The organism is Mesorhizobium sp. P171375 (assembly GCF_057786075.1).
The window spans coordinates 2,893,434-2,907,130 of the sequence record NZ_JBYNWF010000001.1; the positions used below are offsets into that span (position 1 = coordinate 2,893,434).

Here is a 13,697-nt window from a genome sequence, read left to right on the forward strand (position 1 = left end):
CTCAGCCGCGGCCAATATGGTCGGCTGCGGGACCGAGCGCGGCAAGCAGCGTCTTGCCGTGTTCCAGCGTTGCATTCTCATGCGGCGAGCGCAGGTTCAGCCAGCGCTTGTCGCCGGAGCGAACCGCCAGCACCGCCTTCATCGCCGGGATCAGGCCGGCATCCTGGATCACCTTGCGGAACGCCTTGATCGCGGCATCCGTCGCGGTGACGTCCTTGCCCGCGATCGTCGCGTCGTAGAGCGCGCGGATGGCCGCGGCGTTGAGGTTGACCGTCGCCGAGATGCAGCCTGCAGCGCCATTGGCGAGGCCCTTGGTCAGCTGCGCCTCGGAGCTAGGGAACACCGCGACCGCAGGTGCCGCGGCAATCACCGCTGCCGTGTTGTTCCAGTCGCCGGCGCTGTCCTTGTAGGCGACGACGGTCTCCGGAAACGCCGCGCTCAGCCGGGCGGTCAAGGCCGGGCTCACCGGGACGCCGGAGTTCTGCGGGATATGGTAGAGGATCATCTTCAGCGCCGGGTTCGCCACCCGTTCGATCAGCTCGCTGTAATAGCGCGCCTGGCCGTTGTCGCCGGCAGCGGTGTAGAAGAACGAAGGCAGCACCATCACGCCGGCGCAGCCGAGTCCGACCGCATGCTTGGACAGTTCAATGGTTTCGGGCAATGCGGTGACACCGGTGCCGGGCATCATGCGGGTGGGCGAGATACCGGCTTCAACCAGCCATTCCAGCGCCTGCATGCGTTCGTCGAGCGATAGTGACAGCGCCTCGCCCGTGGTGCCGAAGGGCGACAGGAAATGCGCGCCCTGGTCCAGCACCCATTTGGCGTGCGAGATCCAGAGGTCGCGGGCGATGCGGCCATCGTTCTCGAACGGCGTCAGGATCGGGGCGATGGTTCCTTGCGGGCGGGTCATTTACATCCTCTATGCCTGATGTTGCGTGCAGTGCCTGGCCACCGCCGAGACGGTCCGGGCGAAATACGCCGACGCGGTGACGTCGAACAGTACATCGAAACCGCCCGGCGCGCGGAAGGTAACGGCTTCGATATGGCCGACACGCGTCTGCGCGATGTCCTCGGCGCTGAATCTGTCGGGGCGCAGATCGAGTGCGCAGAGCTGGCTCATCGCTTCGGCAATTGCGGGACCGGAAAGCCGCATCCACGCCCAGCCTTCCTCGCGCCAGGATGAATAGCCTTTCGGTCCGCTGTCGCTTTCCCAGACGCCCCGCAGTTCGGCCAGCGGCTCACCGACATCTTCGCCAAGCAGCAGAATATCCTCATTGCCGAGGCGGAGCACGCGCATGCCGCGATGGCTGCCGATGCGATTGATCGCGGGCAGGGCAACACCATGCGCGGCGAGCCAGGCAGCGCTGCCACCGCCCTTCAGGCCGAAACGCGGGCTGGCGGTGAGATCGGTCAGCGCAACAGCGCCCGAAGGCAGCATTGTGCCGTGCGCGGCGCCGCCTTGCATGAATGGAAATACGGGCATTGCGTCGAGGCCCGCCATCTACATCTCCTGCCGCGCATTGGTCGGGTCGAAGAAAGCGTGCCCAACCACAGGAACCTCGACCAGAGCGCCATTGCGGCACTTCACCATCACCCGGCTTCCGTCTATGGAATCGTCGACATGGACATAAGCCAAAGCGATGGAACAGCCGAGTGTCGGCGAAAAGCCGATCGAGGTGATCTGGCCGACGGGATCGTTGCCGCGCAGCACCAGGCAGCTCTCGCCGGGTATATCTTTGGCGCCGGCGGGAAATTGCAAACCAACCAGCTTGCGCGCCTGGCCAAGCCTGGCGCGCATTTCGATGGAACGCTTGCCGACGAAGAACGGCTTCTTCTTCGACACCGCCCAGCCGAACCCGAGCTCGTCCGGCGTGGTGATCGCATCCGTATCCTGGCCGATCAGGATATGGCCTTTCTCCAGCCGCAGGATGCGCGACGCTTCCAGCCCGTAAGGCGTGAGGCCATGCGGCTTGCCGGCCTCCATCACCGCGTCCCACAGCGCCGGCGCGAGGCTGGACGGGCAATGCAATTCGAAGCTGAGTTCGCCGGTGAAGCCGATCCGCATGACGCGCATCGGCACGCCGGCGACGACGCCTTCGCGGCCGCTGAGATAGGGAAAGGCCTCGCGGCTGAAATCGATATCGCCTTCCAGCGCCTCAAGCACCGACCGCGCCTTCGGGCCGGTGACGTTCAAGCCTGAGAACGCGCCGGTCAGGTTGAGAACGTCGACCTTGAGCCGCCACTGCGCGTTCCAGAACAGCATGTCGGCGTAGACGCGCGCGACGGCGCCTGTCGTGGCCGTGACATAGAAGCGGTCGTCGGCCATGCGGTAGGCGACGCCGTCATCGACCACTGAGCCCATTTCGTTGAGCATCAGGCAATAACGCACGCGCCCGACCGGCTGGTTGGCATGCGCCATGGTGTAGAGCCGGTCGAGGAATTCGCCGGCATCCGGCCCGCGCAGTTCCAGCTTGCCGAGCGTCGAGACGTCGAGCAGGCCGACGCCTTCGCGCACCGCCATGATCTCGTCGCGGATCGCCTTTTGCGCACTTTTCGGATCGCCATAAAAGTACGGCCGCCACCAGGCGCCGACCGGCTTCATCGCGGCGTTGAGTGCCAGATGCCTGGCGTGCAGTGCGGTGCGCCGTTCCAGCACCTCGTGATGGCCGGCAAGCACGCCGAGCGTCTCCGGGCCGACCGGTGGGCGCGCCGTCGTGATGCCGACTTCGGCCACCGTCCGGTTGGTCGCTTCGGCGACGATCCGCGCCGTCGCCAGCGCCGAATGGCGGCCCTGGCTCGGTCCCATGCCGACCGTGGTGAAGCGCTTGACCAGTTCGATTTCGCGATAGCCGTCCTTGATGGCGTTGTGCAGATCCTTGACCTGCAGGTCCTCGTCGAAATCGACGAAGTCGCGACCCTTCGCGTTGGCGATGATCGACTGCACATGGACCGGGCAGGATGGTTTGACTTTGCCGAGGACTGTGCCTTGTACAACCGCATGGCCAAGCCGCTGCAGTGCTAGCGAAGCCGCGCGACGGCCACCGGCAACAGCGCCTTCGAGGCCATGGCCTCCGGCGACTGAGCCGGCAAGCCACACCGACCCTTGTGCCAGCGTCAGCGTCATCGATCCGCTGACGTCATCGTACCCGACCTTGGCGCCCGCCTGGCAAGGCAATTGCCACGCCGGCACCTCGCCAACGGAGATCGTCAGCAGGTCGCATTCTACCCATCGTCCGCCGATGCGAACCCGGGCCAGGTGTCCGCCGCGACCTTCCGCAGCTTCAACCGTCACCGCCTTCTGGATTGCCACGCCCTTGCCGTGCAGTTCGGCTTCGAGCGGACCAGGCACGCCGCCGGATCGTGGATCGGCGACCAGCATGACCGAGACGCCGGCCTCGACCAGATCGAGCGCGACGGCATAACCCTCATCATTGCCGGTCAGCACCACGGCCTTTTGCCCGGGGCGCACACCATAGTGGCGGATCAGCCGCTGTGCGGCGCTGCCGAGCATGATCCCCGGCAGATCATTGTTGCGAAAGATGGCCGGCTGACCGATCGCGCCAGTGGCAAGGATCACCTCGCGGGCGCGTATGCGATAGAGCCGGTCGCCCTGGATCAGCGGCAGCCAATTGTCCTCGTACCAGCCATTGCAGAGCGTGCCTGTCATCACGTGGAGATTCGGCAGCGCCTCGATCCGCGCTACGAGACCCGCAAGCACCGCCGGGTCATGGCGGCCATAGGTCAGCGATCCGCCGATCTCCGGATTCTCGTCGCAGAGCACGACATCGGCACCCGCTTCGGCAGCAGCGATCGCCGCGTTCAGGCCGGCCGGACCGGCACCGACCACGAGCACGTCGCAATGAAGATGCGACTTGTCGAAATGGCGTTGCGCGGCCTTGGTGTCGACGATGCCCAGCCCCGCCTTTCGGCGGATGATCGGCTCCCAGAATTTCAGCCAGCTGTCGCGGCGCGGTCCCATGAAGGTGCGGTAGTAGAAACCGACCGGCAGGAAGCGGCCTAGCCTGTCGATGATGGCGTCACGGTCACGCGCCAGTGAGCCGTTGACGTTCTGCGCGCGGACCTGCAGGCCCTCGCTGACCGGTGTGCGGTCAGCGGCGACGTTGGGCTCCGAAGGCAGCTGCACCAGCGTGTTCGCCTCGGCCCCGTTCATGCTGAAGATGCCGCGCGGGCGGTGGTATTTGAACGAGCGCGACAGCATCCACTGCCCCGATGCGGCGAGCGCGCTGGCGATGCAGTCGCCGGCATAGGCATCGAAACTTTTGCCTTCGAAGCTGAAGCGCAGCGGGCGTGTCCGGTCGATGCGGGTACCGAAAGGGGCGGGCAGGCGGTTCATGACTGGCCGCTGCGCTGCGAGGCATCGAAGGTGCGGATGATCTCGTTGCTGACAAGATCGCGCTCGGCGAGGAAAAAATAATTGCTCGGCACATGCCGCCACCACTCGACCACAACGCCTCTGCGGTTCTCGGCACGGAACAGATGCCGCGACCAGTCGGCGTCGGCGGTCAGTTCAGGATCCAACTCGTCGCGCACCGGACCGAAGGACTGGAACTCGTCTATGTTGCGTGGGCCGTTCATCGGGCAGGTCATGATCTTCATCGTCAGTGGCTCGCTGCCGTCGCGCCCATTTCATTGAGCAGCTGGAAGGTCTCGAAGCGCTCCAGCGCGAACGGCTTGAGGATGTCGGGCACGCGGCCGGTGGCGATGGTCTCGGCCATGCGTTTGCCGGCGACGGGCGTTGCCTTGAAGCCCCAGGTTCCCCAGCCGCAATCGAGCCACAGATTGTCGAGCGGGCTGGCGCCCATGATCGGACTGTAGTCTGGCGTCATATCGGTAATGCCCGCCCATTGCCGGAGCAGCCGCACACCTTGCAGGAACGGGAAGAGATGCACCGCGCCTTCGGCGAGGTGTTCCTTCATGTCGAGCGTGGAGCGCGTCGAATAGAGCTGGTAGGGATCGGAGCCGCCGCCGATCACCACCTCGCCGCGCGAAGACTGCACGAGATAGGTGTGCAGCGAGACGGAAGAGACCAGCGTGTTCAGCCACGGCTTCAGCGGCTGCGTCACCATCGCCTGCAGCGGATAGCAGCGGATCGGCAGTTCGACGCCGGCCATCAGCGCCACATCGTAGTTCATGCCGCCGGTGGCGATCAGCACCTGGCCGCAGGCGATACGGCCGCGGTTGGTCTTCACCGCTTGCACCCGGTCGCCGACGATTTCAAAACCTTGCACTTCGGTGCGCTGATGGATCTCGACGCCGCGCCGCGACGCCTGCGCGGCATAGCCCCAGGCGACCGCGTCATGCCGCGCGGTGCCGCCATCGGCATGCCAGAGACCGCCGAGGATTTCGAGCGCGCCGCCATAGTCCATGTTGAGCGACGGCACCAGTTCCTCGACCGCCTTCTGGTCGACCACTTCGGTGCGCGTGCCCAGATGCTTGCCCATCTCGGCGCGTGAATGGAAGCTGCGCAGCGTCGCCTCCGTGTGCGCAAGCGTCAGCTGGCCGCGCTGCGAGAACATGACGTTGAAGTCGAGCTCCTGCGACAGCGTCTTGAACAGCGCCACACCCTCCTTGTAGAAGGCGATGCCTTGCGGCGTGATGTAGTTGGAGCGGATCGTTGTGGTGTTGCGCGCCGTATTGCCGCCGGCGAGATAGCCCTTCTCGAGCACGGCGACGTCGGTGATCCCGTGGTACTTCGCCAGATGATGCGCGCAGGACAGGCCGTGGCCGCCGCCGCCGATGATGACGACATCGTAGGACGGCTTGAGCGCCGGCGTGGCGGGGATGTCCTCGCTGACCGGATAGTCTCGGCTGAGACCGTATTTCAGCAGCCTGAGCGGCATGTCAGTCTACCACGCCGGCCGCTGGAGGATCTTGCTGACCACGGGAGGATCGTAGAGCAGGGCGGAGAGATCGGAAAAGCGGCTGTCGGGATCTGTGAGCGACAGGATGGCGTCGCGGATCGCCATGGCGCGGCCCCGCCCGAGCACGGGTGTCGCGAACTCCAAATATTTGGCCTCGATCTCCCTTGATGTCAGCGGCGCCTCCGGTCCGCCGCGTGCATGGACATCGCCCGAAATCAGCACCCGTCCGTCGGTTGTGGTGATGACGACATCGGCCCAGCGGCCTGCCGGGAAGCGAGCGCTGTGGCGTTCCTGCTCTGACACGCTGATGCGGTTCAGCATCTCGGCAACGGCGGCGTCCTCAAGCCCGGCGCCCGAAATATGCTCCAGGCCGATGCGGCCATGCAGAATGAAGGTGGCGACGGCAAAGCGCAGGCTGTACTGCGCCTTCGACGTCGTATCCGGCATGCCGCGAAACAGCGTTGCGGCATGGTGGAAACTGTTGACCTGGACATGGTCGATATCGGCTGGTGTCAGATGATGTGAAAGGACCAGTCCGCGCGTCGCGTCGATCGCCGCATGCGCCCAGCGGCAGATCGGGTAGGGCTTCACATATTGATGCAGCGCCTGCCAGAAGCTGCCGAGATCCTGCCAATGCGCTGCGACGTCCGGCGCCTCGACGGTGATCGCCGGCGCGCCGGTGAAGCCGCGTTCGGCAAGCACGGCCGCGGACAGGCCGGTCAGCGCGCCGATGCCCGAACCGTCATGCAGCATCGTCGGCGTGGCGATCTCGCGCATCATCTGGCTGCGCGGGCCGTGATACTCGGCAATGCCGAGCGCCTCGCGCAACTGCCCGTCGCTTAGGCGGCGCAGGCGCGCCGCCATGGCGGCGACGCCGAGCGCATTCCAGGCGCCCGATGTATGGTAGTCAGACACGGTCGCATGCAGTGCGATGCCGGCGCGTCCGGCGACTTCATAGCCGACGACCAGGGCTGCCAGCGCGTCGGGGCCGTTGAGCTCCGGAAGCTGTTCGGCTAGTGCCGCCAGCGCCGGCACCACCACCACGCCGATATGGCCCTTGGTCGGGCTGTAGCCGTCATGGCCATCGAGATTGTCGATCTGCGTCGCGCAGGCATAGGCGGCGCCCGCCAGGGAAGCGCGGCGGCCGTCGAACAGCATGCGGGCGGAATGCCTGGGGTCGCTCGAATTGTAGAGGAGCGTCGCGGCATCCCTGGCGATCCGGCCGGCCTCCATCGGCCCTGCGGCAATCGCAATTCCAATAGTGTCGAGCAACAGATAGCGGGCCTGGTCCAGCACCGTCTGAGGGAAAACCGATGCCGGCCGGCGTAAGACGAAGTCGGCCAGGCGCACGGCAGTCTCAGCGCTTGCGTCAGGCCCTTCACGGCGATGGGGCGACACAGCCACTTGCTCCACTCCCTCTGTCGTCACGACATCATTAATTTGGGTTCATCGTGCATTCACGCAATTAGTTCAGCGGCTTTGACCAAAAATATCTATGCCATGTCGCATGCGTGCAATTGAACGCCGGCGGCTCCATGGTCTACCTATTCTGGCACAGAGCAGGAGCCGGAGATGAAGCCACCCCCGCCTTTGAACTATATCAGGTCGTTCGAGAGCTCGGCCCGGCATCTGAGTTTCACCATGGCTGCCAAGGAGCTTGGCTACACGCAGGCCGCGGTCAGCACGCATGTCCGCTCGCTCGAACATTACATCGGCCGGCAATTGTTCATTCGCTATCCGCGCAGCCTCAAGCTGACCGAGATGGGCGAGGCGTTCCTGCCGACCCTGCGCCAGGCGCTCGACCAGATCGACCAGGCGACGGAGGCGATCGTGACCTCGTCGCGCAACCGAACCGTTGTCGTCTCCTGTCCGATGAGCCTGGCGGAAAACTGGTTGACCGGCTGCATGGCCGCCTTCCGCAAGAAGCACCCCGAAATCGAGATCGTGCTGCACGGCACGATCTGGGAAGATCTCAGCGAACAGGTCGCCGACATCACCATTTCGACGCGCCGCTTCGACGATCGCCCACCCGCCGCCATTCCGCTCTGGAACGACGAGCTGGTGCTGCTGTGCGCGCCTTCGCTGCTCGAAGGCGAGCACGCCGTGAAGGTGCCGGCGGACATCCTCAAGGTGGACCGGATCTTCGTGCACGGCCGCCAGGAATACTGGCAGGTCGTTGCCACCGCGCTCGGCGTCGACATGCAGGATTTCGACAAGGGTCTGTCGACTAACGCCTCCAACATCGCGCTCGAACTTGCCGCCATGGGCGCCGGTCTCGTCGCCACCCAGCGCTCGCTTGCCCACGCCTATCTCAGGCGCGGACTGCTCGTCGAACCGTTTCCGGTCCGGCCGCCCAGCCCCTGGAATTACTACCTGACCGAGACCCATATCTCCAAGGGCAACATCGCCCGCACTGTGCGCGAATGGATCGTTGCGAGGGCGCAGGAAGACAGCGCCTGAGGAGTGGTCGTCGACATCGGCACGGCCGCACGCGAAAAAAATTGAGACGCCAATGGCATCGTTTTATTAGGTCTTAAGAGCCGGTTTTCAGCGGTTTGTGAGCTCTCAAGCCCTTCCGGGATTTTTGCATCGCCTCTAACATTCCCTGCGTAATGGGGAATGAACGGGCGGAAAGCCCAAACCGGAGAAGCAACAATGGCACTTTTCAGGAGCAACGGTGACCGCGTCCCGGCGGTCATCGAAAGCTACGCAGATGAAGTCCGAAGCGGCAGGATGGACCGCCGCGAATTCCTCGCCATGGCGAGCGCAATGGGCGCCTCGACGGCGTTCGCCTATGCAATGGCCGGCCTTCCCACGCCGGCCGAAGCTGCAACGATGGAGCCCGGCAAGAAGGGCGGCATCCTGAAGATGCAGATGATCATCAAGGACATGAAGGATCCGCGCACCTGGGACTGGTCTGAGATGGCCAATGTGCTGCGCCAGTGCAACGACTACATGATCCGCTACACCCAGGACTTCACCTTCGAGGGCCATCTCATCGAGAGCTGGGAGGTCAGTGACGACGCCACCGAATACACGCTGCATGTGCGCAAGGGCGTGAAGTGGTCTAACGGCGACGAGCTCAACGCCGACGATATCGTCTTCAACATCGAGCGCTGGTGCGACAAGGCGGCCGAAGGCAATTCGATGGCTGGCCGCATGGCCACGCTGATCGATCCTGCCACCAAGAAGGCGATCGCCGGCGCCATCACCAAGGTCGACGACCACACGGTGAAGCTGAAATGCGGCCAGTCCGATGTCACCATCATCCCCGGCTTCGCCGACTATCCGGCCATCATCGTCCATCGCGACTTCGACAAGAACGGCGCCGACATGACCAAGACGCCCGGCACCGGCCCGTATGAACTCATCTCCTACAAGGTCGGCGACTCGGCCTCGGTTCGGCGCCGCAAGGACTTCACCTGGTTTGGCGGCGAAACCTATCTCGATGGTGTCGACTGGACCGACTACGGCACGGACGCGTCCAACCCTGCCATCGCCAGCGCCTTCGAAGCCGGCGAGATCGACTGCAACTACCAGACCGTCGGCGGCACGGTGGACCTCTATGACGACATGGGTCTGGTCAAGGAATCCGTCGTCACCGCCGGAACGATCGTGCTGCGCACCAATGTCACCAACAAGCCCTATGACGACAAACGGGTGCGCAACGCCATCCAACTCGCCGTCGACAACGAGACGGTGCTGAAGCTCGGCTATAGCGGTCTCGGCCAGGTCGCCGAGAACCACCATGTCTGCCCGATCCACCCGGAATATTATGAGCTGCCGAAAGTGCCGCGCGACCTCGCCAAGGCCAAGGCGCTGATGACCGAGGCCGGCCAGATGGACCACGAGTTCGAGTTGATCTCCTACGATTCGGACTATGTGAAGGACCCCGCCGACGTCGTTGCCGCGCAGATGCGGGAGGCCGGCTTCAAGGTGAAGCGCACCATCATTCCCGGCACGTCCTTCTGGAACGACTGGACGAAATATCCGTGGTCGACCACCGAATGGGGCATGCGTCCGCTCGGCGTACAGGTGCTGGCGCTAGCCTACCGCAGCGGCGAAGCCTGGAACGAGACGGCCTATGCCAATCCCGAGTTCGACAAGAAGCTCAATGCAGCACTCGCCATTCCCGATACGGCCAAGCGCAAGGAGCTGATGAAGGATGTCGAGTTCATCCTGCAGGATTCTGGCGTTCTGGTGCAGTCATTCTGGCGCTCGCTCTACCGCCATCACGCCACCTATGTGAAAAACCTCAAAATGCATCAGACATTCGAACTGCAACTGGACAAGGTCTGGCTCGACAAGGCCTGAACTGTAAGCATCCAGGGGGCGGCCTGATCGCCCCCTGGAGTTTCGCCAAGGCGACGAGAGCGAATTCATTGATCTGGAACAAGACAAGTCGCCGAACACAAGGGAAGAAATCTCGATATGCGTACCCATGCACAAGCCGTTGTCATCGGCGGCGGCCTGATCGGCTGCTCGATCCTTTATCATTTGGCCAAGCATGGCTGGTCCGATGTGGTGCTGCTCGAGCGCGACGAACTGACATCCGGCTCGACCTGGCACGCCGCCGCCAACATTCATGGCCTGCATGACTCGACCAACATCAGCCGCCTGCAGCATTACACCATGGCGCTCTACAAGGAACTGGAGACCGAGACCGGCCAGGGCTGCGGCATCTTCCAGCCGGGGTCGCTCTATCTTGCCCAGACCGAAGCGCGCGAGCATCAGCTGCGGCTGCAGGAGGCCAAGGCGCGGCGCTACAAGATGAACTTCTACGAAGTCGCGCGCGACGAGGCGGAGCGGCTGCACCCGCTGGTCGATTTCGACGGCATACGCTGCATCATGTACGAACCCGAAGGCGGCAATGTCGACCCGTCCGGCGTCACCGCCGCCTACGCCGCCGGTGCGCGCCAGCGCGGCGCCGAGATCCATCGCTTCACCCCGGTCATCGCCACGGAAGCTCAAGCCGACGGCAGCTGGATCGTGCGTACGCCGAAGGGCGAGATCCGCACGCAATGGGTGGTCAATGCCGCCGGCCTGTGGGGCCGCGAGGTCGCCGCGATGGCCGGCCTGCAACTGCCGCTGATCCCGACCGAGCATCAGTATTTCGTCACCGAGACCATCCCCGAAATCGCCGCCATGGGCCGCCGGCTGCCTTCGGTCGCCGACCGCGACGGCGAATATTATCTGCGCCAGGAAGGGCTCGGCCTGCTCATCGGCGCCTATGAGCGCAACATGAAATTCTGGGCCGAGGACGGCACGCCGCTCGACTTCGGCCACGAACTCTTCCCCGACGATCTCGACCGCATCGAGGACAATATGATGCGCGCCATTGCGCGCGTCCCGGCGGTCGGCAAGGCAGGCGTCAAGCGAGTCATCAACGGTCCGATGATCTGGTCGCCCGACAGCGCCGTGCTGTTCGGCCCGGTGCCGGAATTGCAGAACTATTTCTGCTGCAACGGCATTATTCCCGGCTTCTCGCAGTCCGGCGGCATGGGCAAGCTGGCGGCCGAGTGGATGATCGAAGGCGAGCCGTCGCTCGACATGTTCGCCTGGGACATGGCGCGTTTCGGCCATTGGGCCGGCAAGGCCTTCACCAAGGCCCGGGTGCAGGACCAGTACAGCCATCGTTTCAAGATCCATTTCCCCAATGAGGAGCGCGCCGCCGGGCGTCCGGTCCGCACCCGCCCCGCCTACGAGATGCAAAAGCAGATGGGAGCGGTCTTCGGCCTCAATTTCGGTTGGGAGCATCCGCTGTGGTTCGCCGCCGAAGGCGAGCCGCGCGAGGAGACGAATGGCTTTGTCAGGCAGAACTGGTGGGGCCCGGTCGGCCGCGAGGCGCGCATGCTGCGCGAACATGCCGGAATTATCGACGTTTCGAACTTCGCCAAATACGAGGTCAAGGGGCCGGGCGCCGAGGCCTGGCTGAATTCGCTGTTCGCCAACCGCATGCCGGCCGAAATCGGCCGCTCCTGTTTGACGCCATTGATCGGCAAGCGCGGCGGCATTGCCGGAGACTTCACCGTGACGAAGCTTGGCCAAGACGAGTTCATGGTCTTCGGTTCCGGCATGGCCGAGCGCTTCCATCAGAGGTTCTTCAAGGCGGTTCCGTTGCCCGAAGGCACGAGCTTCCGCTCGCGCACGGAGGAGATGGGCGGCTTCAACGTTGCCGGTCCGAAGTCGCGCGAGTTGCTGCAGCGGCTGACCAATGCTGATCTGTCGACCGACGCCTTTCCCTTCATGCGCTCGAAGCGGATCACGGTCGGCGGCGTCGATGTCGTGGCGCTGCGCGTCTCCTTCACCGGCGATCTCGGCTGGGAGCTTTATTGCCCGGTTGCCGACCAAGTCGCGCTCTACGGCGCGCTGCTCAAGGCCGGCAGCGAGGTCGGCGCCGGACCGGTCGGCTCGCGAGCGCTGATGTCGCTGCGTGTCGAAAAGGGCTACGGCAGCTGGAGCCGCGAATACTCGCCCGAATATTGGCCGCAGGAGGTCAAGTTCGACCGCCTGGTCAAGATGGACAAGGGCGCGTTCCTCAACCGCGATGCCTATGCGGCCATCGCCGAAAAACCGGCGCGCGACCAACTGATCATGCTGTCGATCGCCGCCAAGGATGCCGACGCCACCGGCGGCGAGCCGATCTTCCTGCCGGACGGCACGCCGATTGGTCAGGTCTCGTCAGGCGCCTACGGCTACTTCGTCGAGCAGTCGCTGGCGCTGGGCTATGTCAAGGCCGGCTCCGCCAAGGCAGGCGACAAGGTGTCGGTGGCGATCCTCGGCCGGCCGCACGACGCGGTGCTGTTGAGCGAGCCGCCCTTCGATCCCGAAGGCAAACGGCTGCGGGCGTAGGTCTCGCTTCTATCGACACAAAGCAGATTTCAACGACCTGAAACAAAGGGGAATCGCATGATCAAACGGCATCTGCTCAGCACCATGTTTGCCCTGCTTCTGACGTCCTCCGCGCACGCGGCTGATATCAAGGTCATCAATGACGACGCCTGGTTCGCTGAAGGTCCGATCTGGTACCAGGACAAGCTCTTCTACGTTGAATATGGCCGCGGCACCGTGGACGTATGGGACGGCAAGAAGAACGAGATCTTCTGGAAGCTGGATGGCTGTGGTCCTTCCGCGGTGGTGCCGACGACGACCGGCGAGTTGCTCGTCACCTGCTACGACAGCAACTCGATCGGCCGGATTTCCGCCGACGGCAAGACGCTGCCGGCCTATGACAAGGATACGGATGGCAAGTCGTTCAGCGGGCCGAACGACTTCGCGCCCGACAAGGATGGCGGTATCTATTTCACCGGGTCGGGCAAGGGTGGTCCGCTCATCGACGCTTCGGCCTATTACATCGGCAAGGATGGCAGCGTGAGGAAGGTCGCCGGCGACCTGCACAATGCCAACGGCCTCGTCATGTCGAATGACGGCAAGATCCTCTATCTGGTCGAGACCGAGGACAACAGGATCATCGAGTTCGATGTCCAGACTGATCACAGCCTCAGCAACCGGCGTGTCTTCCTGCGTCTCGACGATCTCTTCCCCGACCAGCCGCACATCTGGCCCGACGGTATCAAGATGGACAAGGCGGGAGAGATGTATATCGGCCAGAGCCCGCGCTCGCTCGATACGCCGGGCAAGATCATCGTCGTCGACAAGGACGCCAAGCTGCTGCGGACGCTTTCGGTGCCGTCGCCATCCATGCCCAACTTCGCCTTCGGACCGGACGAGAAGGAGCTCTACGTGATGGCGCTCGACCAGATCGACGCCGCGCCCTGGCACGGCAAGGTCTACGAAGTCCCGAACAAATAGGCG

10 protein-coding genes are annotated in these 13,697 nt (G+C 64.1%); 4 read left to right on the plus strand and 6 right to left on the minus strand.

Annotated elements, in window-relative coordinates; all coding sequences use genetic code 11:
• Position 1 precedes the first annotated feature (1 nt).
• From ACYHH6_RS13900 to ACYHH6_RS13925, 6 genes are read right to left on the minus strand one after another with little or no spacing between them, the layout of a single operon-like run.
• Positions 2 to 910, minus strand: coding sequence for a dihydrodipicolinate synthase family protein (locus tag ACYHH6_RS13900; RefSeq protein WP_352589212.1), 909 nt, complete (start codon positions 908 to 910; stop codon positions 2 to 4).
• A 9-nt stretch (positions 911 to 919) separates the two neighbouring features.
• A complete protein-coding gene (locus ACYHH6_RS13905; protein WP_352589209.1) occupies positions 920 to 1,501 on the minus strand; it encodes a hypothetical protein in 582 nt (193 codons plus the stop codon).
• Entirely contained in the window at positions 1,502 to 4,354 is a 2,853-nt protein-coding gene (locus tag ACYHH6_RS13910; protein WP_352589206.1) for a 2Fe-2S iron-sulfur cluster-binding protein, read from the minus strand.
• Positions 4,351 to 4,617 carry a sarcosine oxidase subunit delta gene (locus tag ACYHH6_RS13915; RefSeq protein ID WP_352589203.1) on the minus strand — a complete coding sequence of 89 codons (267 nt, stop codon included), beginning with the start codon at positions 4,615 to 4,617 and terminating at the stop codon, positions 4,351 to 4,353. The genes ACYHH6_RS13910 and ACYHH6_RS13915 overlap by 4 nt, the downstream gene beginning before the upstream one ends.
• Positions 4,618 to 4,619: 2 nt before the next feature.
• Positions 4,620 to 5,861, minus strand: a complete 1,242-nt coding sequence (locus ACYHH6_RS13920) for an FAD-dependent oxidoreductase (RefSeq protein ID WP_352589200.1) — start codon at positions 5,859 to 5,861, stop codon at positions 4,620 to 4,622.
• Between the two features lie 6 nt (positions 5,862 to 5,867).
• On the minus strand, positions 5,868 to 7,286 hold the full coding sequence (locus ACYHH6_RS13925; protein ID WP_352589197.1) for an MmgE/PrpD family protein: 1,419 nt from the start codon (positions 7,284 to 7,286) through the stop codon (positions 5,868 to 5,870).
• A gap of 168 nt (positions 7,287 to 7,454) precedes the next feature.
• Between ACYHH6_RS13925 and ACYHH6_RS13930 the strand changes: the two genes are divergently transcribed.
• The 4 genes from ACYHH6_RS13930 (at position 7,455) to ACYHH6_RS13945 (ending at position 13,694) form a co-directional block, all read left to right on the plus strand.
• The gene (locus ACYHH6_RS13930; protein WP_352589195.1) at positions 7,455 to 8,342 is read left to right on the plus strand and encodes a LysR substrate-binding domain-containing protein; all 888 of its coding nucleotides are present in this window, start codon (positions 7,455 to 7,457) and stop codon (positions 8,340 to 8,342) included.
• A gap of 195 nt (positions 8,343 to 8,537) precedes the next feature.
• Positions 8,538 to 10,196, plus strand: a complete 1,659-nt coding sequence (locus tag ACYHH6_RS13935; RefSeq protein WP_352589192.1) for an ABC transporter substrate-binding protein — start codon at positions 8,538 to 8,540, stop codon at positions 10,194 to 10,196.
• Between the two features lie 117 nt (positions 10,197 to 10,313).
• Positions 10,314 to 12,734, plus strand: coding sequence for a GcvT family protein (locus ACYHH6_RS13940; protein WP_352589190.1), 2,421 nt, complete (start codon positions 10,314 to 10,316; stop codon positions 12,732 to 12,734).
• 57 nt (positions 12,735 to 12,791) lie between these two features.
• Complete coding sequence (locus ACYHH6_RS13945; RefSeq protein ID WP_352589187.1) at positions 12,792 to 13,694, plus strand: SMP-30/gluconolactonase/LRE family protein; 903 nt, start codon at positions 12,792 to 12,794, stop codon at positions 13,692 to 13,694.
• Positions 13,695 to 13,697 lie beyond the last annotated feature (3 nt).

Excerpts from the sequence above, each read along its gene's own strand:
- ACYHH6_RS13900 (WP_352589212.1), bottom strand. The coding sequence starts at position 910 with ATGACCCGCCCGCAAGGAACCATCGCCCCGATCCTGACGCCGTTCGAG.
- ACYHH6_RS13905 (WP_352589209.1), bottom strand. The coding sequence starts at position 1,501 with ATGGCGGGCCTCGACGCAATGCCCGTATTTCCATTCATGCAAGGCGGC.
- ACYHH6_RS13910 (WP_352589206.1), bottom strand. The coding sequence starts at position 4,354 with ATGAACCGCCTGCCCGCCCCTTTCGGTACCCGCATCGACCGGACACGC.
- ACYHH6_RS13915 (WP_352589203.1), bottom strand. The coding sequence starts at position 4,617 with ATGAAGATCATGACCTGCCCGATGAACGGCCCACGCAACATAGACGAG.
- ACYHH6_RS13920 (WP_352589200.1), bottom strand. The coding sequence starts at position 5,861 with ATGCCGCTCAGGCTGCTGAAATACGGTCTCAGCCGAGACTATCCGGTC.
- ACYHH6_RS13930 (WP_352589195.1), top strand. The coding sequence starts at position 7,455 with ATGAAGCCACCCCCGCCTTTGAACTATATCAGGTCGTTCGAGAGCTCG.
- ACYHH6_RS13935 (WP_352589192.1), top strand. The coding sequence starts at position 8,538 with ATGGCACTTTTCAGGAGCAACGGTGACCGCGTCCCGGCGGTCATCGAA.
- ACYHH6_RS13940 (WP_352589190.1), top strand. The coding sequence starts at position 10,314 with ATGCGTACCCATGCACAAGCCGTTGTCATCGGCGGCGGCCTGATCGGC.
- ACYHH6_RS13945 (WP_352589187.1), top strand. The coding sequence starts at position 12,792 with ATGATCAAACGGCATCTGCTCAGCACCATGTTTGCCCTGCTTCTGACG.